General features: G+C 62.6%; 19 protein-coding genes. 2 read left to right on the top strand and 17 right to left on the bottom strand.

Annotated elements, in window-relative coordinates; all coding sequences use genetic code 11:
- Window positions 1-20: 20 nt before the first annotated feature.
- Window positions 21-491 carry an arsenate reductase/protein-tyrosine-phosphatase family protein gene (locus QQK16_RS13630; protein WP_284197031.1) on the bottom strand — a complete coding sequence of 157 codons (471 nt, stop codon included), beginning with the start codon at window positions 489-491 and terminating at the stop codon, window positions 21-23.
- 241 nt (window positions 492-732) lie between these two features.
- Between QQK16_RS13630 and QQK16_RS13625 the strand changes: the two genes are divergently transcribed.
- Window positions 733-1,668: a chromate resistance protein ChrB domain-containing protein gene (locus QQK16_RS13625; RefSeq protein ID WP_284197030.1), complete on the top strand. Its 936-nt coding sequence runs from the start codon at window positions 733-735 to the stop codon at window positions 1,666-1,668.
- 38 nt (window positions 1,669-1,706) lie between these two features.
- On the opposite strand, the gene QQK16_RS13620 is transcribed toward QQK16_RS13625, so the two are convergent.
- Window positions 1,707-2,468: a substrate-binding periplasmic protein gene (locus QQK16_RS13620; protein WP_284197029.1), complete on the bottom strand. Its 762-nt coding sequence runs from the start codon at window positions 2,466-2,468 to the stop codon at window positions 1,707-1,709.
- Between the two features lie 94 nt (window positions 2,469-2,562).
- Window positions 2,563-3,354 (bottom strand): bifunctional 2-polyprenyl-6-hydroxyphenol methylase/3-demethylubiquinol 3-O-methyltransferase UbiG, encoded by a 792-nt coding sequence (ubiG, locus tag QQK16_RS13615; RefSeq protein ID WP_284197028.1) that lies wholly within the window; start codon window positions 3,352-3,354, stop codon window positions 2,563-2,565.
- Window positions 3,355-3,488: 134 nt separating this feature from the next.
- Between ubiG and QQK16_RS13610 the strand changes: the two genes are divergently transcribed.
- Window positions 3,489-3,899, top strand: coding sequence for a DCC1-like thiol-disulfide oxidoreductase family protein (locus QQK16_RS13610; protein WP_284197027.1), 411 nt, complete (start codon window positions 3,489-3,491; stop codon window positions 3,897-3,899).
- Between the two features lie 46 nt (window positions 3,900-3,945).
- Here the strand turns inward: QQK16_RS13610 and QQK16_RS13605 are convergent, their stop codons facing one another.
- The 14 genes from QQK16_RS13605 to rph all read right to left on the bottom strand — a co-directional run bounded on the left by QQK16_RS13605 (window position 3,946) and on the right by rph (window position 18,142).
- Complete coding sequence (locus QQK16_RS13605) at window positions 3,946-4,644, bottom strand: hypothetical protein (protein WP_284197026.1); 699 nt, start codon at window positions 4,642-4,644, stop codon at window positions 3,946-3,948.
- A 338-nt stretch (window positions 4,645-4,982) separates the two neighbouring features.
- Complete coding sequence (locus tag QQK16_RS13600) at window positions 4,983-6,845, bottom strand: ABC transporter ATP-binding protein (RefSeq protein ID WP_284197025.1); 1,863 nt, start codon at window positions 6,843-6,845, stop codon at window positions 4,983-4,985.
- A gap of 10 nt (window positions 6,846-6,855) precedes the next feature.
- The gene (locus tag QQK16_RS13595; RefSeq protein ID WP_284197024.1) at window positions 6,856-8,247 is read right to left on the bottom strand and encodes an ABC transporter permease; all 1,392 of its coding nucleotides are present in this window, start codon (window positions 8,245-8,247) and stop codon (window positions 6,856-6,858) included.
- Between the two features lie 10 nt (window positions 8,248-8,257).
- Window positions 8,258-9,235, bottom strand: a complete 978-nt coding sequence (locus QQK16_RS13590) for an ABC transporter permease (protein ID WP_284197023.1) — start codon at window positions 9,233-9,235, stop codon at window positions 8,258-8,260.
- The gene (locus QQK16_RS13585) at window positions 9,232-11,529 is read right to left on the bottom strand and encodes an ABC transporter substrate-binding protein (protein WP_284197022.1); all 2,298 of its coding nucleotides are present in this window, start codon (window positions 11,527-11,529) and stop codon (window positions 9,232-9,234) included. Before QQK16_RS13585 ends, QQK16_RS13590 begins: the two co-directional genes overlap by 4 nt.
- Before the next feature lie 161 nt (window positions 11,530-11,690).
- Window positions 11,691-12,071: a Rid family detoxifying hydrolase gene (locus tag QQK16_RS13580; protein WP_284197021.1), complete on the bottom strand. Its 381-nt coding sequence runs from the start codon at window positions 12,069-12,071 to the stop codon at window positions 11,691-11,693.
- Window positions 12,072-12,312: 241 nt separating this feature from the next.
- Window positions 12,313-13,062, bottom strand: a complete 750-nt coding sequence (locus QQK16_RS13575; protein ID WP_284197020.1) for a substrate-binding periplasmic protein — start codon at window positions 13,060-13,062, stop codon at window positions 12,313-12,315.
- 21 nt (window positions 13,063-13,083) lie between these two features.
- A complete protein-coding gene (hemW, locus tag QQK16_RS13570) occupies window positions 13,084-14,298 on the bottom strand; it encodes a radical SAM family heme chaperone HemW (RefSeq protein WP_284197019.1) in 1,215 nt (404 codons plus the stop codon).
- The gene (locus tag QQK16_RS13565) at window positions 14,295-14,510 is read right to left on the bottom strand and encodes a hypothetical protein (protein WP_284197018.1); all 216 of its coding nucleotides are present in this window, start codon (window positions 14,508-14,510) and stop codon (window positions 14,295-14,297) included. The genes hemW and QQK16_RS13565 overlap by 4 nt, the downstream gene beginning before the upstream one ends.
- Window positions 14,507-15,100, bottom strand: a complete 594-nt coding sequence (gene rdgB / locus QQK16_RS13560; protein WP_284197017.1) for an RdgB/HAM1 family non-canonical purine NTP pyrophosphatase — start codon at window positions 15,098-15,100, stop codon at window positions 14,507-14,509. The genes QQK16_RS13565 and rdgB overlap by 4 nt, the downstream gene beginning before the upstream one ends.
- A 34-nt stretch (window positions 15,101-15,134) precedes the next feature.
- The gene (locus QQK16_RS13555; RefSeq protein WP_284197016.1) at window positions 15,135-15,623 is read right to left on the bottom strand and encodes a hypothetical protein; all 489 of its coding nucleotides are present in this window, start codon (window positions 15,621-15,623) and stop codon (window positions 15,135-15,137) included.
- Window positions 15,624-15,635: 12 nt separating this feature from the next.
- The gene (locus QQK16_RS13550) at window positions 15,636-16,283 is read right to left on the bottom strand and encodes a retropepsin-like aspartic protease family protein (protein WP_284197015.1); all 648 of its coding nucleotides are present in this window, start codon (window positions 16,281-16,283) and stop codon (window positions 15,636-15,638) included.
- Between the two features lie 14 nt (window positions 16,284-16,297).
- Entirely contained in the window at window positions 16,298-17,299 is a 1,002-nt protein-coding gene (dusA, locus tag QQK16_RS13545) for a tRNA dihydrouridine(20/20a) synthase DusA (protein ID WP_284197298.1), read from the bottom strand.
- 126 nt (window positions 17,300-17,425) lie between these two features.
- Window positions 17,426-18,142, bottom strand: coding sequence for a ribonuclease PH (rph, locus tag QQK16_RS13540; protein WP_308447035.1), 717 nt, complete (start codon window positions 18,140-18,142; stop codon window positions 17,426-17,428).
- Window positions 18,143-18,174 lie beyond the last annotated feature (32 nt).

Here is an 18,174-nt window from a genome sequence, read left to right as displayed (position 1 = left end):
GGCTTACCCTTCAAACACACTCACTTGGGCAACTCTGCAATTAACTGCTTGATTCGAGCAATCATGTCTTCACGCACTGCCACGTAGCTCTTGCTTACGGAAGGAACGCCTTCCCAGGCCACAACCTTTTCCTTGTTCAAGAAGCCAGGTGCTTGCTCGATCCCAATCAGCACGACTCTTTCGGACGTTTCGGCATCCGCCTCACTCAAGTTCTCAGGCACGAATGCTGACGTATCCATGCCGTCCTCCTTCAGGCCGACAGCCGTCGCTGGTTGAAGCTCTGCTTTGCTGGTGACACCCCTTGATACAGCGGTGTATTTCAGACCCTGTTCTTTGGCGAGCTTATTGAAGTACTTCTCGGCAATGACACTTTTTGCCACGCCATACTCGCAAACAAAGGTGATCTTTTTGGGCGATGGCTCCGCCGTGCCCGCCCCGAATGAAATGCTGGACTGCAGGGCAAAAATGGCAAACGCAATCAACTTTCTCATTGTGACTCCCGATTGAACGCTGTTCGTGGCGGTATCCACCACACCTCTATCTGCACAGTCTTACCACCCAAGGCCCGAGACTTCCGTTCGTCTCGCATGGCGAGCCATAAGGTGGAGCAGCCGCTCGACTTGCGATCAAGTTGGGCAACATGACTCGCACCCGATCATGTCAGCACTCTATACGAAGCATATATAAATACGCTACATTTTTTGTAGATCATATTGCATGTATCATGGAAGGATGAACGAATGGCTAGCACTTATACTGACTCTACCCACCGGCAACGCAACTGCACGCATGCGCGTTTGGCGGACACTCAAGGCCAGCGGCGCGGCAGTGCTGCGAGATGGTGTTTACTTGCTGCCTCGGCGCGGCGAATGTCTTGGCGCACTCAGCGCCGTAGCGGAAGACGTTCGCCAGAATGAAGGCACGGCCTACTTGCTCGAGGTTTGCGGCAGCGACACAGAAGGATTTCCTGGGCTCTTCGATCGATCTTTGGAGTACACAGCGCTGCTGGGTGAGATTTCCCACCTGAGAGCCAGTTTGACGCTGGCCAGTGCCGACGAATCCGTCAAAAAGGCTAGGCGTTTGCGCAAACAGGTCGATGCGTTGACTACGATCGACTTCTTCCCCGGCGAGGGGAGGCCGCAGGTTTTGGCAGCACAGGCTGAGCTAGACCAGCTTCTTCGCCAGCTACGCCACCCAGGCGAGCCACAAGCCATCGAGATGGCATTGCCCCGACTCGACATTGCCGACTTTCAAGGCCGGCGCTGGGCAACCCGGCAACGCCCTTGGGCGGACCGACTCGCGAGCGCTTGGTTAATCCAGCGCTTCATCGATCCTGCAGCCCATTTCCTTTGGTTGGCCACACCTGCAGACTGCCCCAGCGATGCGCTTGGATTTGATTTCGACGGCGCCCGCTTCAGTCATACCGGCTCTCGTGTGACGTTCGAAACCCTATGTGCCAGCTTCGGCCTTGATAGCCCAGCAATGCGCAGGATGGCTGCCTTGGTCCATTACCTCGATGTTGGTGGCACATCAGTACCCGAAGCGGCGGGTGTTGAACAAGTCTTGACCGGCCTGCGGAGCCGTCTGAGCGATGACAACCTGCTTCTCACAGCCAGTTTCGCCATTTTCGACGGCCTGCTGGCCGCTTTTGAGTCAGAACAAGCATGAGCTCACCCAAGCAACCGCGCCTCACCGACCAAGGCTTACTACAGCCCAACCAACCAGCGCCGCCGGATACGCTCCAGCGTGCCGTCGCGGCCCAGCTGCACAATCGCCTCGTTGATAACGTTCAGGTCGGCCAGCGTCAGTGTCTTGCGATTGAGCATATAGGCCACCTCGCCCCTGGCAATCGCGATGTCCAGCCGCCGGATGGGCACGCCCTGCTCGGTGGCGGCATGCTGTACCGCCCATTGGTCGCCTATCAGCACTTCGCCACGCCGCAGTTGCAGCAGCTGTACCCCCTTGCGGTACGCCTCATACCGCGTCACTAGGCCCGCCGCCAGAAACTGCGCCGCCAAGGGGTAGCCGCCATCGCTCCCGGTCTGGGTTACCAGTGGCACCCGGTGATCCAGCATCGCCTGCAATGAGCCCACATGCGGGCGGTGCCGTCGGTCATCCAGCACAAAGGCCGCAATGATTTCCGGGCGATAGGGGCGGGTAAACATGGCGACGGCGTTGTGCGATGCCAGTCCGTTGTCGGAGGCAGCCAGCAGCACATCCAGCTCGCCCTGGGTGAAATACAGCCAGCGCCGCTTGCGCGGCAAGTCCTGCACCCACGACACCTTGCATCCCGCCGCCCTGGCAATGGCATCCAGCATGTCTATCTCGAAACCCGCCGGCTTGCCGCCAGCGTCCAGATAGGAATACGGCGGCCAGCTCTCGAATGGCACGCGTAGTACCTTGCTGCATGGTGCGCCCAGGCAAACAGCTTGAAGCAGGCAGGTGAGCAGCAAGGCACGCAGCAACATGGTGGCCGGCAATCAGGACGCAATCCTCGTTCATGCTGTATAGCATGCACCCATAGGCCGGGCCGCCGCTCACACCCGCGCCCTGCGGTGCCCCTCAGCCCGCCGCCGCCTCACGCAGGGCATAGCCCATATACGAGACCGACATATCCCGCGTCGCCCCCAGGCGTACGCGCTCGCCCAGGCCGGCAAAACTCAGTCGCCCCAGCTTGTGCAGCAGCAGTCCCCACAAGGGCCGTAAGGGATTGCCTACCGGCGACAGCCCGGCCATCACCACCTGGCCCAAGCCGTGCCTTGCCATCCCCTGCCGCAACTCCTGCGGCCGGATAAACTGGTGCCAGACATGGACATCGGCCGGCATCAGCCTCGTCAGCGCCCAATCCTGCGCCAGCTTGATGGCCAGCAGCTTGCTGCGCAGTGTACGGTTGATGGTGTCAAAGAAGAACACCCCACCCGGCTTGAGCACCCTGGCTATCTCTGCCAGCACGGCATCCACGTCATCCACATGCTCCAGCACATCGCAGCAGCAGACGACATCGAACTGCTGGTCTGCAAACGGCAGTTGCTCGGCACTGCCTTGCTGGTAATCAATACACAAGCCGCTGGCCTCGGCATGGGCCCTAGCGGCCGCCAGGCCAGCCGCCGCACGATCCAGCCCGGTTACCTGGCAGCCCAGCGCGGCAAACCGCTCCGACAGCAGCCCACCGCCACAGCCGACATCCAGCACCTTCAAGCCCGCCGGCTGGCGCTGCAGTACGCCCGTCAAGGCCGCCTCAAAATAGGCAAAGCGGGGAGGATTGATGGCGGTACGCAGCAGTGACATAAAACCATCCTCGTCCCACCAGGTGTGCGCAACCTGATCATAGATGGCGTTGTTGATGACAGGCATGGCAGCTCCTTGGCAACCGCAGGCTAGCACCCGGTTTGGCGGTACCACCCCGATAAATTTATTTAGCTAATTAGTTAAATAACAGCATACAATGCCACCATTCAATCCGCAAGCATCATGCCGGGAGCAGCCCCATGAAAACCGCAGACAACAAGCATCAGGACGCATGGTTGGTGTACGACGGGGAGTGTCCGGTATGCACGGTCTACTGCCGTTATATCCGCATCCGCGAGACCGTCGGCACCTTACATCTAGTCGACGCCCGCCAACCTGGCGAACTGATGGACGAGATCACGGCGGCCGGACTTGATATCGATCAGGGCATGGTGCTCAAGTTCAAGGATGTCGTCTATTACGGCGCCGACGCCATCCATATGCTCACCCTGCTTAGCACGCCTTCCGGCCTGTTCAACCGGCTCAACTACCATGTCTTCAGCCACCGCCTGGGCGCCAGGATCGCCTACCCCCTGGGCAAGGCCTTCCGCAACCTGGTGCTGAAGTTGCTGGGCATACGCTATATCAACAACCTGGCCAGCAAGCACTAATACTGGCCCGATGGGCGGCCACCGCGCACCATCACCAGGAAGCGCCCTACCACGGCGCACGCTGCCACTGCGTCACATAGCAGTCGCCATCCAGACACAGCATGGGGTCGTTGTTCCTGGGATGGTTGCGCTTTTCCAGCGGGTAGGTGGTGCTGCCGCCCTTGTGGGAGTGCGCCGTCAGGCTATTGCCGGTGGCCGTCCAGCGGCCACTGTCGCTGCTGCTTGAGCTGGTACCGCCCCACATGCCACCGCCGTAGGCATCCATGCTGCGCTCGCTGCTATAGCTGTAACTGCCATCGGGCCGTAGCTCAAAGCAGGTCGAGCTTTGTGAGCCGCCACCGCCACTGGCGCTGAAGTTGCGCACCAGGCACCAACTGCCCACCAGCTCCTGCCGCAAGCCACCGGCCTGGGCCTGGGTGGCATTGCCACGTGGCGGCTTCTGCCCCGGCTTGACCCGTATCATGCTCAGCACGCCCGGTATATCCCCACCGGCAATCAGCAGCTGGCCACCCTGCAGCCGGAACTGATACGGCGTCACCTCGCCGTCTTCTTCAATCAGCAGCAGGCCACCCATCACCTGGTAGCGTATGGGCTTGCCATCCAGGCTACCGCCCCCCTTGCCGTTCAGGCTCAGGCTTACCGCCTGTCCCGCCACCTCGCCACCCCAGCTACCGGTCAGCACCTGCTCGGCGCGCAACAACAGGGTGCAACAGGCCAACAACAGGCAGATCAGCAATCGGTGCATGGCAGCCTCCTTGGATGGCAACGCGACGGGAAGGCGTCCTAAAGCGCCCGCCTGCCAGCGAGCAACGCCGCAGCTGGCCAGGATATGCGCTTAGAGCCTGTTCAGAGTCTTTTCGCCGCGTCGTTCGCAACCTTGCCGGATGAAGGGCAAGGCGCAAGCCGCGCAGCGGTACGGGTACCGTCAGCGGCTTGCAACGCCGCCATTCGCCGGCAAGGCCGCGAACCCGAAGGGCTGGCGCGCGGCGAAAAGACTTTGAGCAGGCTCTTAGGACACTCCCTTTAGCTTATGCAAGCCACGGCGCCCCAGGCATTCCGGCGATGGCCGGTCTAAGAGCCCGTTCAGGCCGGCAGCAGCACCTCGGCATCGACCTCGCCCACCACCACCCTGGGTACTGCTGCCAGCAGAGTACGGGTATAGGCATGCTGGGGTGCCGTCAGCAGGCTGGCACTCTCGCCGGTCTCGACGATGCGGCCAGCCTGCATCACCGCAATCCGGTCGGCCAGGTATTCCACCACCCCGATATTGTGGGTAATGAACAGATAGGCGACCCCCAGCTGCTGCTGCAGCTCCTTCAGCAGGTTGAGTATCTGTGCCTGCACCGAGACATCCAGGGCCGAGGTAGGCTCGTCGCAGACGATCAGGCTGGGTTCCACCGCCAGGGCACGGGCGATGGCAATGCGCTGGCGCTGGCCGCCCGAGAACTCATGCGGAAAACGCGTCAGCGCCGACTGCGGCAGGCTGACCTGCTCCAGCAAGGCATCCACGCGGCGGCGGCGCTCGGCCAGGTCCAGCTCGGGCCGCAGCGACTGTATGCCCTCGGCCAGTATCTCGCCCACCCGCATGCGCGGATTGAGCGAGCCGAATGGATCCTGAAAAATGATCTGCATCTGCCGCCGGGCGCGCTTCAGCTCCGCCTTGCCGGCACGCATCAGGTCGATATCGCCCAGCATGGCTTGGCCATCGACCACAGCCGTGCCGCGCAACAGCTGCAGTATGGCCTTGCCCGTGGTGGTCTTGCCCGAACCCGACTCCCCCACCAGCGCCAGGGTCTCTCCCGGCCGCAGCGAGAACGACACCTCGTGTACGGCATCCACATGGCCGCTGACCCGCTGCAGCAAACCCGAGCGTATGGGAAACCGTACCCGCAGGTTTTCTACCGTCAGCAGCGCCTTGTCGCCCAACTGCTTGGCCGCCCGGCCCGCGCCGATATCCCGCAGCGGCGGCAGCACCAGGGGCACGGCCGCTTCGGGCGCATAGGCAAAGCAGCGCACACCATGCCCGCCGCCCATTTCGTACATGGGCGGGATTTCGCCACGGCAGCGGGCCGTGGCCGAATAGCAGCGAGGGGCAAACCGGCAGCCGTCGAACGCCTGATAGAGCGGCGGCACACTGCCAGCAATGGCCTCCAGCAGATGGCCGCGCTTGTCCACATCGGGCAAGGCGCCCAGCAAGCGGGTGGCATAGGGGTGCAGGGGCTTGGAGAAAAACGCCGCCTTGCTGCCCAGCTCCACCAGCTCGCCCGCATACATGATGCCGACGCGATCCGCCACCTGCGAAACCACGCCCAGATCGTGAGTGATCAACAGCATGGCCATGCCACGCTCGCGCTGCAGGTCCAGCAGCAGATCCAGTATCTGCTTCTGCACCGTCACATCCAGCGCCGTGGTCGGTTCGTCGGCAATCAGCAGCGCCGGCTCGGTGGCCAGCGCCATGGCGATCATCACCCGCTGCTTCTGCCCACCCGACAGCTGGAAGGGGTAGCTGTCTATGCGCCTTTCCGGCTCGGCAATGCCTACCCGCTTCAACCAGTCCACCGCCTTGGCCCGGGCCGCAGCCCCCCGCAGCTCGGTATGGGTGGTGATGGCCTCCACCAACTGCCGCCCCACCGACATCACGGCATTGAGGCTGGTAGCCGGTTCCTGAAAGATCATGGCGATGCGGCCACCGCGATACGCCCGCATCTCGCTTTCCGGCAGGTCGGCCAAGCTGGCATCGTCCAGCCGCACATCGCCGGCAGCAATGCAGGCGTTGTCGGGCAGCAGCCGGCTGATGGACAGCGCCGTCACCGACTTGCCCGAGCCCGATTCCCCCACCAGGGCAAAGGTCTCACCCGGCTGGATGGCAAGGCTGACGCCATCGACGGCCACCACGATGCCCTGGCTGGAGTGGATCTCGGTACGAAGTTGATCGAGTTGCAGCATGATGGACGACCTACTTGTGCGTTGCGCGAGGATCGAAGGCATCGCGGATGGCATCGGAGAACAGATTGGCCGACAGCACCAGCGAGAACATGAAGGTGAAGGCCGTTGCCAGCGTCCACCAGATGGTGGGTTCGCGCGACAGCTCCAGCCTTGCGGTATTGATCAAGGTACCGAAGCTCTGCATGGACGGATCCACCCCGATGCCGACATAGGACAGCACCGCCTCGGCCAGCACCAGGCCGGAGAAATTGATCACCATGCTGATCAGGATCAGGTGCATCACATTGGGCAGCAGGTGCACCGACAGTATCCGCCAGGTGCCCACCCCAAACGCCTGCGCCGCCTGGATGTACTCGGCCTCGCGCAGCTTGATCACCTCGCCCCGTATCAAGCGGCACAGCTCGGTCCAGCTGGTCATGCCCAGAATGATGCAGAGAAAGAACAGGCGCGCATCGGTACGCTCGGCCGAGGTCGGGAACAGGTCCGGGTGGTTGTCGATGAACACCATCAGTATCAACACCACGGCCGCGATCAGCAGCACATAGGGGATAGAGTTGATCACCGTGTAGACATACTGGATCGCCTCATCCACCCAGCCCCGCAGATAGCCGGCGCAGATGCCCAGGCCCACGGCAATGGGCATGGTCACCAGGGTGGACATGGTGCCAATGACCAGGGCCGTACGTATGCTCTTGAGCACCACATACAGCAGGTCATTACCCACCCGGTCGGTGCCAAGTACATGGTAGGCCGTCGCCAACATGGTCATGACACCGGCCAGCACGGCCAGCACCGTCAGGGTCAGCAACACCGCACGCAGGGGGAAGCCCACCTGCCCGCGCCGCAAACTACGCCAGGCCATCCCCAGCCCCTGGCGCCGCTTGCGTGCCAGCAGCAGTACGACCAGTGCCGTGGCCGCAGCGGCCAGCAGCAGGCCCAGCCCTACCCCTGCCACGGTGCGCAGCAGCACATCAGCTGCCCATTGCTGCTCGGGCTGGTCCAGATGGGCGCCGCCATGCTGCAGGCGCAGGTAGGCCCGGGTAGCCTGCCCGTCTATCACCGTCGCCTCCTTCTCATAGCCCTGGTAAGCCAGCGGCGCCGAGTAGCTGCGTTCACGTCCCGTTTGCTGCTGATGCAGGATATCGTCCAGCACCGAGCGCGTCTCGGTGGCATAGGCATCGGCCTTGCCCGCTATGGCCGGGCGGTAGTGCAGCGAGTCGAGCAGGCCTATCACCAGAAAGACCGCCAGCACCGTGGCCGCCGAGGTGCCGGTGGCGGTATTGAATGCCTTGCGCCAGGTCACCGCCAGGTGTGGCTGGCGCATGACCTTCCAGCCGTAGGTCAGGGTACCCAGCAATACCAGCAGCACCACCCAGTCCGTCCATAGAACAACTATCTTCATCGCGGCATGCTCACTTCAGGCGCACCCGCGGATCAGACCAGGCATAGGCAAAGTCGGTCAGCAGGTAGGTAATGACATAAAGGAATGAACCGAAGAACACCATGGCCCGGACGATGGAAAAATCCTGGCTGGTGATCCCGTCCACCGCAAAAGTGCCCAGGCCCGGTATGCCGAAGAAGGTCTCCAGCAGGATGGAACCGGCCAGCAGCGCCGGCAGTAACAGGCCTATCGAGGTAATAATGGGTATCAGGGAATTGCGCAGCACATGGCGCCCCAGCACAGCCCATTCCGACACCCCCTTGGCGCGGGCGGTGCGTACATAATCCTTGCCCAGTTCCTCCAGGAACAGCGTGCGATACAGACGGGTATCAGGCCCCAGGTGGGCAATCACCGATACCAGCACAGGCAGCAGCAGGAACTTGAACATGCCCGGTGGCGGGCTGAAGCCCGATACCGGCGTAATGACCATAAGCTTGGCGAACAGGTACTGGCCCATGATGATGAAGAACAGCGACGAGGTGGACATCAGCCCCACCAGCACCACCACCCCCCAGGTATCCAGCACCGTATGGCGGTAGAACACCAGTCCCAGCCCCAGGATGATGGACAGCGTTACCGAGATCAGCAGTATCGGTATCGCCAGCGCCAGAGTGGGGCCGATACGGTTGCCCAGCTCCCAGCCTATATTGCGGTTCTCATTGGTCTTGCCAAAGTCCAGCCGCAACAGCTTGGCCGAGCTCTCGAAAAACACCGTCTGGGTCAGCTTGCCCACCCCAGCCGCCTGCGCATTGAAGTACAGCGGCTGGTCATAGCCGCGCTCGGCCTTCCAGCGCTCCACCGCCTCCTGCGCCACCCGCTTGCCGCCCAGCTGCAGGCGGGCCATGTCGTCCGGGGTATTCACCGAAAAGAACAGAAAGAAGGTCACCAGGTTGATACCGGCCAGCACCAGGATGGAGTACAGGGTGCGGCGCACCAGATAGGTCATCATGCTTGCGCTCCCTTGCTGGCACGGCGGCCGCTGTTGATACGCAGGGTACGCGCGGTGGCGCGCTCACGCCGGCGGTAGATGCGCCAGGCCGGCCACAGCAGCAGGCCCAGGGCCAGCACACCCACGCCCAGCGGCCACACCCGTGGCTGGTTCCATTGCGCGACCTTGCTGGCCCGCAACGCCCCATCCACCCGCATGTATTTGACCTTGTCGTTGGCAATCGAAGTGGGCTTGGCGTTGTGCACCCACTGCTGGTACACCCCCAACGAGCCAGGAAACAGCCCCCAGCTCCATGGTGCATCCCGCTGCACCATGGCCACCATCTGGTCTATCACCTGCTGCCGCTCGGCGTTGTCCGGCAGGTCGCGCATGCGGGTATAGAGCTTGTCGTATTCCGGGTTGGCATAGTTGGAGGCATTTTCACCCTCAAACTTCACCTTGGACTGTGTGCTGTTCAGCAGGAACAAATAATTCTCCGGGTCCGGGTAGTCCGAGAACCAGCCCCAGAAATACAGCTGGGCATTGCCCTTGCGCATGCGGTCCTGGAAGCGGTTGTAGTCCGATGCCCGTATCTCCAGCTGTATGCCCAGTTTCTGCATTTGCTTGACCTGCCAGTCCAACCTGGCCTGATAAGCCGGCCCCACGCCGTTGGAGTCATAGAACAGCAGCAGCGGCTTGCCGCTCTTGGCGTCGCGCCCATCGGGATAGCCCGCCTCGGCCAGCAAGCGCTTGGCGTCAGCCAGTGGGCGCCGCACAGCCTGGCCATCACGCCAGACATGGGTCACCGGGTTGATACCCGCCTCGCCGGTACGGTAGCCGAACAAACCTGGTGGAATCGGCCCCATGGCCGGCACCGACGGCCCATAGGTATCAAAGAAAATGGCGTTGTGCTCTTCCCAATCGGTGGCGATGGCAATGGCCTGACGCAACTTACGGTGCCGCTCGGCCTCCTCCGGGTTCTTGCCGCCGCCCACCACCGGGTCCAGCCAATTGAAGCCCATATACCAGCTGGTCGGTTCTATGGTCGGCTCCAGTTTCACCCCATGCTCACGCAGCACCTGCCAGCGGCCGGTCTGGTCCATGGCTTCCTTGAGAAAAACAAAACCCACATCGATGCGGCTGAGATCGGGCACATCGTAGTAGCCCTGCATGAACTTGGCCTGCTCAGGCTCAGACTCCTTCTCCTGCAGGAACACCAGCTTGTCCAGGAAGGGCAGCCGCTTGCCGGCATCGGCCAGCAATCCCTGCGCCTTGTCCTCCGCCGAGCCCTCGCTGGGGTAGCGCATATCGCGGTAGTTCGGGTTGCGCACCATCACGTAGCGGCTGGCGCTCTGCTCGGTCAGCATAAAGGGCCCCGTCCCCACCGGCCAGGTATTCAGCGACAGCGAATGCTCCGCCATGCCACGCTGGGCATAGAAGCGGTCGGCCTCCCAGGGGATGGGGACAAAGAAGGTCATGGCCATCCAGTACTTGAACTGCGGGTACTTGCCGGCGATGCGTATCTCCAGCGTGCGCGCATCCAGCGCGCGGGCACCTTCCAGCTTCACCTCGCGCAGATCGCGCCAGGGCAGGTAACGGTCACGCGGGTCCCGTTGCTGCAATTGCGCATTGCGCTCGGCCTTGAGCTGCTCGCCCAGATCCTGCAGGCCGACTATGTACTGGTTGAGCAGGTTGTAGATGGGCGACGGCGTAGGCACATAGGGGCTGGCCAGGCGCTTGATCTGGTAGACGTAATCTTCTGCCGTCACTTCGCGGCTGCTGCTGGCGGCCTGCGCCAGCGGAAAATCCCAGATGCTGTATTTGCCAGCCAGCTGGGCCGGCTTGAGGTCGTGATACAGCAACTGCCCAGCGGCATCACGGGCCAGCGCCGGATGGGGCTGGTAGCGTATGCCGGGCTGCAGTTTGATGGTGTAGATGCTGGTAGCGATCTGCTCGCTGGGCGCATCGTCAGGCAGGGAATTGCCGGCCTTGTCGTAATAGCGCGGTACCGGCACCTCGGTGGCGGTCAGCCCCTCCAGCGTATAGGGCCGCTTGAGGTAGTGGTAATGCAGCAGTGGCTCGTAGGTCTGGTAGGTCCAGGGGGTTTCGTTCAGGTTATAGGAGCTGACCGGGTCCAGAAACTTGGGCCGCTCCTGGAACGAACTGAACATCACATCGCCGGTCAGGTCGGCCTGACTATGCGGCTGGTTGGCCACTTCGCAGCCCCCCAACAGCAGCAGCGCGGGTGTCACCGCCAGCAGCAGCGAGCGCCGCAGCGCGCGTAGCGACAAGGAATAAGGCTGGAGTACAAGCATGGCACGACCCGCAGACAAAGGCACCCCCAAGGGAGCGAAGGCCGCGATCATGCCATGCCGTTTGGCCTGACTGCCAAGCGCAGTCCGGCCACTGTGGCCTTTTCGCCAGTGCAAGAAAGGCGGCCCTGGCACGACAGTGCCGGGGCCGCCTCAGTCGGCGATCAGGCCAGTACCAGCACCGCGTCGGCCTCGACCTGACCACCTTTGGGCAGTGCCGCGGCCTGTATGGCGGCGCGGGCAGGGTAAGGGGCATCAAAATACTGGCCCATGATCTCGTTGAGCTTGCCGAAGTTGGCCAGGTCAGTCACGAACACGCCCAGCTTGACGATATCCTTGAGGTCGCCACCAGCCGCCTGTGCCACCGCGCGCAGGTTCTTGAACATCAGGTGGGCCTGGGCCTCAAAGCCCTCGGCCAGCTCGCCGGTCACCGGGTCCAGGCCCAGTTGGCCCGACAGGTAAACCGTGTTGCCCACCTTCACGGCCTGCGAATAAGTGCCGACAGCCTTGGGTGCGTGGTCGCTATGGACGATTTCTTTGCTCATGGTGTATTCCTTGGGTAAACGACGCGACGGATAGCCGGAAGGCAGCATGAACAACGCGGCCTCGTGCGACATAGTTGAATGTATTGGGGGGAAGCTGGAAGCCCTGCACACACCCTCCTTCCAGTACGCGCCGGAACGAGGGCGGAACGAGCCCACCATGCCTGATAGAGGCCAGTTGCCGCTCAACGCCTGCTTAGACCAGGCAGCCCAGCGCCGCCACCAAGGGTGCCATCTTGCCTTGCTATGGCAGACTTTCCAAGCCATACCGCTTGCGCAGCGCCCTATCCTCAGCACTACCACGAAAAGCCTTGAAGGCCGCATCAAAGCGGGCCACCCATTCGGGGGCGACAGTCTTGCGCGAGAACATCACATAAAAGCGGATGGGCTGGTTCATCACATCGGCGGTGACCAATTGCTCACCCCAACCCTGCTTGGCGGCCAGGTGCAGCCCCACCTGCCGCTCCTCGATCACATAGTCCACCTGGCCGGCCAGCAGCCGACGGAAATTGCTGAACTGATCGTAGGACACCACCGACTTGCCCTGGCTACCCAGAAATGCCTCGATCTCCGGCGAATAGCTCCAACCATGCACCAAGCCGGCCCGTAAACCCTTGAAATCCTCTTTCTTCTGCAGCCGCAAGCCATCGCTGCGGCGGCTGAAGGCCGTCCAGCGGGTTTCGGTAAAAGGCTCGGCCGAAAAATGCACATAGGCCTCCCGGTTGTCCACCTTGCCGCCATTGACCGCCACATCGGCCTCCCCCGCCTCCAGCATGGCCAGCAGGCGCTTCCAGGGCACGGCCCGGTCGGGGTGCACCAGCTCCACCTCCATCTGCCGCAGCACGGCCTCCAACCTGGCCACGCTGTAACCATCGGCCTTGCCCTTGGCCGCGTACTCATACGGCGGCCAGTCATCCGTCACCAGCCGCAGTTTCAGCGGCTCGGCCGCCAGTGGCAGGCAAGCAAGCAGGATCAGCAAGGCACGCAGCAGCACGGCAGGCTCCTGTCTCCCGGCTCAACGGTCGGGCAAAAAGGCTTCCATCAATCGATTCAGGTGGCGCCGACCCAGCTCGCTGGGCGCAAGCCGGGTGGGGTCGGCATCCAGCAAGCCCTGTTCATGCACCCGCGCCAGGGTGCGCGCAATACCTGCCAGCGGCAGGCCGGTACGTTCACTATAGAGGGTAGCCGCCACGCCTTCGCTCAAACGCAGCGCATTGAGCATGAATTCAAACGGCAGGTCCCGGTGGTCCACCAGTTCTTCGGTCTGTACCGCATTGCCCGCCGCCACCGCCTTCAGGTACGCGGCCGGCTGCTTGTAGCGCGCCTGGCGCAGGATGCGGTCATGGAAACTGAGCTTGCCATGGGCACCCGCCCCTATGCCCAGGTAATCGCCAAATTGCCAGTAATTGACGTTATGCCGTGCCCGGTGGCCGGGTAGCGCATAGGCACTGGTTTCGTAGTGATCAAACCCCGCGGTCGCCAACCGCGCGGCGATCACATCGTGCATCTCGGCAGCCGTATCGTCATCAGGCAGGCTGGGCGGATAGCGGTAGAAATAGGTATTGGGCTCCAGCGTCAGGTGGTAGCAGCTCAGATGAGTGGGCGAGAACGACAACGCCGTTTCCACATCCGCCAGCGCCTGCGCCACCGTCTGGCCCGGCAGGGCAAACATCAGGTCCAGATTGAAGGTGTCAAAGGTCTCGCGCGCCAGCGCCGCTGCCCGCCGCGCCTCATCGCCATCGTGTATGCGGCCTATGGCAGCCAGATGGGCCGGATCAAAACTCTGTATGCCGATGGAGAGACGATTGATCCCTGCCGCCCGGTAGCCCTTGAACTTGTCCGCCTCCACTGTACCTGGGTTGGCCTCCAGCGTGATCTCGGCATCAGGCAGCAGCTTGGTGCGCGCCCGAATGCCGGCCAGCAGGCTGTCCATGGCTTCGGCCGAAAACAGGCTGGGTGTGCCCCCGCCCATGAAGATGGTGTGTATGGGCCGGCCCCAGATCAGCGGCAGGCTGTGCTCCAGGTCGGTCAGCAAGGCCGCCACATAGCCCGCCTCGTCTATGCCCCCCTTGGCTTCATGCGAATTGAAGTCGCAATACGGGCACTTGCGCACACACCAGGGAAAATGGATATACAGCGATAGCGGCGGCAGTGCCTGCAAGGCCCAGCCCGCAGCCGGCGCCGCCACAACAGCCGCCGGGCCAGGATGGGGGTGGATGGGGATGATCATGGCTTGCGGTAGGGGTTAACCAGCGCATCCACCATGCGGTGCAGGGCCTCGCGCATCTGCGCCTCCGAGACCTCCATCAACAGGCCATCCTCGAATGCGTCCTGGGTCATCTGCTGTATCTCGCCCAGGTTTTCTTCCATCACCTTGACCTTCTCGAAGCAGCTCACCACCGCCCCGTCGTCCTTCAGCCATTTCGGCCATGGGCTCGTCATAGTGCATCCTTTGCCAGCTTGTCCAACAGGGCAGCCAGGGCCTGGCCGCGATGGCTGATGGGGTTCTTCTCTTCCGGCGTCAGCTCGGCCACGGTCTTGCCCAGTGCCGGCACCCAGAAATGCGGATCGTAACCAAAGCCCCCCTCGCCGCGCGGTTCAGCCAGCAGCTCGCCATCAAACCGGCCTTCGGCAATCAGGGGCCGGGGGTCATCCGCAGTGCGTACCAGCACCAGCACCGCATAGTAGAAAGCCCGGCGGTCGGCCTGGCCGGCCATATCCGCCACCAGCTTCTGGTTGTTGCGCGCATCCGATTTCGGCTCACCGCCATAGCGGGCCGAATACACCCCAGGCGCACCGCCCAGGGCCGGCACGCAGATGCCGGAATCATCGGCCAGCGCCGGCAAACCAGTGGCCGCCGCCGCATGGCGAGCCTTGGCCAGGGCATTCTCGACGAAGGTGGCGTGCGGCTCTTCGGCTTCGCCCACCCCCAGTTGCCCCTGCGGTATCACCTCGATGGCTAGAGCCCCCAGCAAACGCTGGAACTCCTTCAGTTTTCCGGCATTGTTGCTGGCGAGTACGAGCTTCTTCATGCGCAACCTGCTTGCAGTACGGTGAAAGAGGGATTCAAGGGGCAGTCGCCAGCAAGGCACGCAAGGCCTTGGCGAACTGCGCCGGCTGCGGCAGGCACAGCCAGATGGTGCGGCCATCACGGGTCTGCAGCTTCACGCCCTGATTCAGGTCGGGCGTGAAATTGCCGCCATGGCGCTCCTCCACGCCTTCCCTGCGCACCGGCCGGGTCGGCTTGTCCGGCAGGGCAGCCACCTCCACCGCCGCAATATCGGCCAGCGCCAGACGTTGCACCGCCCCGTGGTTCAACTGCCCCCAACGCCAGCAGAGCGCCTCGCCCTCACACCAGGTCTTGTAGGCCAGGTAGGGCAGCAACAGCCAGGTCAGCACCAGCGCCAGCAGCACATACCCCAGTTGCACCGCGCTGGCCACGCCCATGCTGCGCAGCACCCACAGTCCCAGGGTCAGCAGCACCAGGGCCAGCAAGGCCGGCGGCCAGATCGACCATTGCTGCAAGGCCTTGTCCTGTTTCTTCGTCTTGTCCATGTAACCGTCTTCTCAGTATTTCTTTTTCAATGTCATGCGCTGGCCATCGTTCTGCATATGGAACTGGCCCAGCACACTCATACCTATCAGCGCGACTTCCGGGTAGGCACCATCGGTCACCACGGCATCCACATTGTAGAGCTGCACCCCTTCGATGCGCAGGCTGGGCACCTTGGTACGCCAGCCATTCTGCACACCCTGGGCCGTGCGCAGCATGATGGGCTGGTTACGCTCGAAGCGCAGCCCCATGGCCTTGGCCTGGTTGCCCGATAGCGACAACAAGGACGCCCCGGTATCGATCAGCCCCCTGACGCCGCCACCACCCAGGCTGATCTGGGCCATGAAGTGACCACCGCCGACATCGAACACGGTAAAGCTGTTGGTCTGGGCCTGCTCCGCCTGGCTGCCGCCGGCATAGAACTCCTGGCCCAGCCGCACACTCTGGCGCTTGCCCTCCACTTCCAGCACCGCACTGTCCTCGCCCACCGATATCAGCTTGATACCGTCGCGCTGCTGCCCCACGCTCAGAGTCAAGGGCTTGCCGCCCAAAGACAGCGACACCTTGTTGCCCATGGTAGCCAGCAGCACCGGCGAAGCCGCCCAGCTGGTGCCCACCAGGCCCAACGCCAGCACCAGCGGTAACAAGGTCTTACTTAACATGCACTGCTCCATCGCTAAGCCACCACCGGTTCCACTTCCGCCAGGGCCGCCTCGATCAACTCCGGCCCTGCCCCATTCAATACCTTGCTGTCACTGAGCATGCGCCGCCAGTTGCGCGCCCCGGGTCGCCCCTGGAACAAGCCCAGCACATGCCGGACAATATGCTTGGGCTGGCTGCGCCCAGCCGCCATGCGCTCGGCAATATAGGGCATCAGGGCTCGGGCTACCTCGGCCCGGCTCGCCACAGCCTGCTCATCACCGTAATAGCGGGCATCCACCTCGGCAAACTGGTAAGGGTCGTGGTAGGCCATGCGGCCTATCATCACCCCGTCCACATGCTGCAGCTGCTCATCCACCGCCTGCCAATTGTCCAGGCCACCGTTGATGATGATCTCCAACTGCGGAAAATCTCGTTTAAGCCTGTGCACATAGTGATACTTCAGGGGTGGCACCTCGCGGTTCTCCTTGGGGCTCAGACCCTTCAGTATGGCGTTGCGGGCGTGGGCGATGAACACCTCGCAGCCGGCATCCGCCACCGTCCCGACAAAGTCGCGCAGATACTCGTAGTGCTCCACCTCGTTGATGCCGATACGGTGCTTGACCGTCACCGGAATGCTCACCGCATCCCGCATGGCCTTGACGCAATCGGCCACCAGCTGCGGCTCCTCCATCAGACAGGCGCCAAACGCCCCCGACTGCACCCGCTCGCTGGGGCAGCCCACATTGATATTGACCTCGTCATAGCCCCACTGCTGTGCCAACCGGGCACACGCCGCCAGATCAGCCGGCTCCGAGCCCCCCAGTTGCAGCGCCACCGGGTGCTCCGCCTCGCTGAAATCCAGAAACCGCGCCTTGTCGCCATGCAGGATGGCGCCCGTGGTCACCATCTCGGTATAGAGAAAGGTGTGGCGGGTGATCTGGCGCAAGAAAAATCGGTAGTGCCGGTCCGTCCAGTCCAACATTGGCGCAAGGCAGATGCGCCTGGCAGGGGGAGAAGCCGCGACAGCGGGGGATATTACGTTAAGCACGAATTTCAACCATCTGATTTATATGAAAATTCCACCCCGTAGCCGTGAGCGCAAGCCGGCAAAAGTGCTGCCAGGCTTGCTACCCACGGAGGACTTGGCGGCCGCCCGCCAGACTCAACCAGCCAAAGCAGCTTTCTGGGCATCAATCAGCTGCGCAATGCCCGCATCCGCCAGATTCACCAGCGCGTTCATTTCCTCGCGGCTGAAGGGCGCACCCTCGGCCGTGCCCTGCAGTTCGACAAAACCGCCGGCCGCCGTCATCACCACATTCATGTCGGTATCGCAGTCGCTGTCTTCCAGGTAATCCAGATCCAGCACCGGCACACCCTGGTAGATACCCACCGAAACAGCTGCCACATGCTGGCGGATAGGATTGCTGCTCAGCTTGCCTGCCGCCATCAGGCTGGCAATGGCATCCTGCAGGGCCACGAAGGCGCCGGTAATGCTGGCGCAGCGGGTGCCGCCGTCGGCCTGTATCACGTCGCAGTCTATGCTGATCTGGCGCTCGCCCAGGGCCTTCATGTCCACCACGGCACGCAGGCTGCGGCCTATCAGGCGCTGTATTTCCTGGGTGCGGCCGCTCTGCTTGCCGCTGGCCGCCTCGCGCTTCATGCGGCTATGGGTGGAACGGGGCAACATGCCGTACTCGGCGGTCACCCAGCCTTCGCCCTTACCTTTCAGAAAAGGTGGCACGCTTTCTTCTACCGACGCCGTGCAAATAACCTTGGTGCCCCCCATCTCGATCAACACCGAACCTTCGGCATGGCGGGTGTAGTGACGGGTGATGCGGACATCGCGAAGCTGGTTGGGTTGGCGGCCAGAGGGGCGCATGTCATACCTCATTGAATATCAAGGCAGAAATT

The sequence above is a fragment of the Chitinimonas prasina genome, assembly GCF_030160395.1.
Classification (GTDB): Bacteria; Pseudomonadota; Gammaproteobacteria; order Burkholderiales; family Chitinimonadaceae; genus Chitinimonas; species Chitinimonas prasina.
The sequence above is the reverse complement of the archived record's forward strand: the minus strand, read 5'-3'. Positions and strand labels throughout refer to the sequence as shown.

What these genes read in the sequence shown, in the direction of transcription:
- QQK16_RS13630 (WP_284197031.1), bottom strand. Translation starts at nt 491, where the DNA reads ATGAGAAAGTTGATTGCGTTTGCCATTTTTGCCCTGCAGTCCAGCATT.
- QQK16_RS13625 (WP_284197030.1), top strand. Translation starts at nt 733, where the DNA reads ATGAACGAATGGCTAGCACTTATACTGACTCTACCCACCGGCAACGCA.
- QQK16_RS13620 (WP_284197029.1), bottom strand. Translation starts at nt 2,468, where the DNA reads ATGTTGCTGCGTGCCTTGCTGCTCACCTGCCTGCTTCAAGCTGTTTGC.
- ubiG (WP_284197028.1), bottom strand. Translation starts at nt 3,354, where the DNA reads ATGCCTGTCATCAACAACGCCATCTATGATCAGGTTGCGCACACCTGG.
- QQK16_RS13610 (WP_284197027.1), top strand. Translation starts at nt 3,489, where the DNA reads ATGAAAACCGCAGACAACAAGCATCAGGACGCATGGTTGGTGTACGAC.
- QQK16_RS13605 (WP_284197026.1), bottom strand. Translation starts at nt 4,644, where the DNA reads ATGCACCGATTGCTGATCTGCCTGTTGTTGGCCTGTTGCACCCTGTTG.
- QQK16_RS13600 (WP_284197025.1), bottom strand. Translation starts at nt 6,845, where the DNA reads ATGCTGCAACTCGATCAACTTCGTACCGAGATCCACTCCAGCCAGGGC.
- QQK16_RS13595 (WP_284197024.1), bottom strand. Translation starts at nt 8,247, where the DNA reads ATGAAGATAGTTGTTCTATGGACGGACTGGGTGGTGCTGCTGGTATTG.
- QQK16_RS13590 (WP_284197023.1), bottom strand. Translation starts at nt 9,235, where the DNA reads ATGATGACCTATCTGGTGCGCCGCACCCTGTACTCCATCCTGGTGCTG.
- QQK16_RS13585 (WP_284197022.1), bottom strand. Translation starts at nt 11,529, where the DNA reads ATGCTTGTACTCCAGCCTTATTCCTTGTCGCTACGCGCGCTGCGGCGC.
- QQK16_RS13580 (WP_284197021.1), bottom strand. Translation starts at nt 12,071, where the DNA reads ATGAGCAAAGAAATCGTCCATAGCGACCACGCACCCAAGGCTGTCGGC.
- hemW (WP_284197019.1), bottom strand. Translation starts at nt 14,298, where the DNA reads ATGATCATCCCCATCCACCCCCATCCTGGCCCGGCGGCTGTTGTGGCG.
- QQK16_RS13565 (WP_284197018.1), bottom strand. Translation starts at nt 14,510, where the DNA reads ATGACGAGCCCATGGCCGAAATGGCTGAAGGACGACGGGGCGGTGGTG.
- rdgB (WP_284197017.1), bottom strand. Translation starts at nt 15,100, where the DNA reads ATGAAGAAGCTCGTACTCGCCAGCAACAATGCCGGAAAACTGAAGGAG.
- QQK16_RS13555 (WP_284197016.1), bottom strand. Translation starts at nt 15,623, where the DNA reads ATGGACAAGACGAAGAAACAGGACAAGGCCTTGCAGCAATGGTCGATC.
- QQK16_RS13550 (WP_284197015.1), bottom strand. Translation starts at nt 16,283, where the DNA reads ATGTTAAGTAAGACCTTGTTACCGCTGGTGCTGGCGTTGGGCCTGGTG.
- rph (WP_308447035.1), bottom strand. Translation starts at nt 18,142, where the DNA reads ATGCGCCCCTCTGGCCGCCAACCCAACCAGCTTCGCGATGTCCGCATC.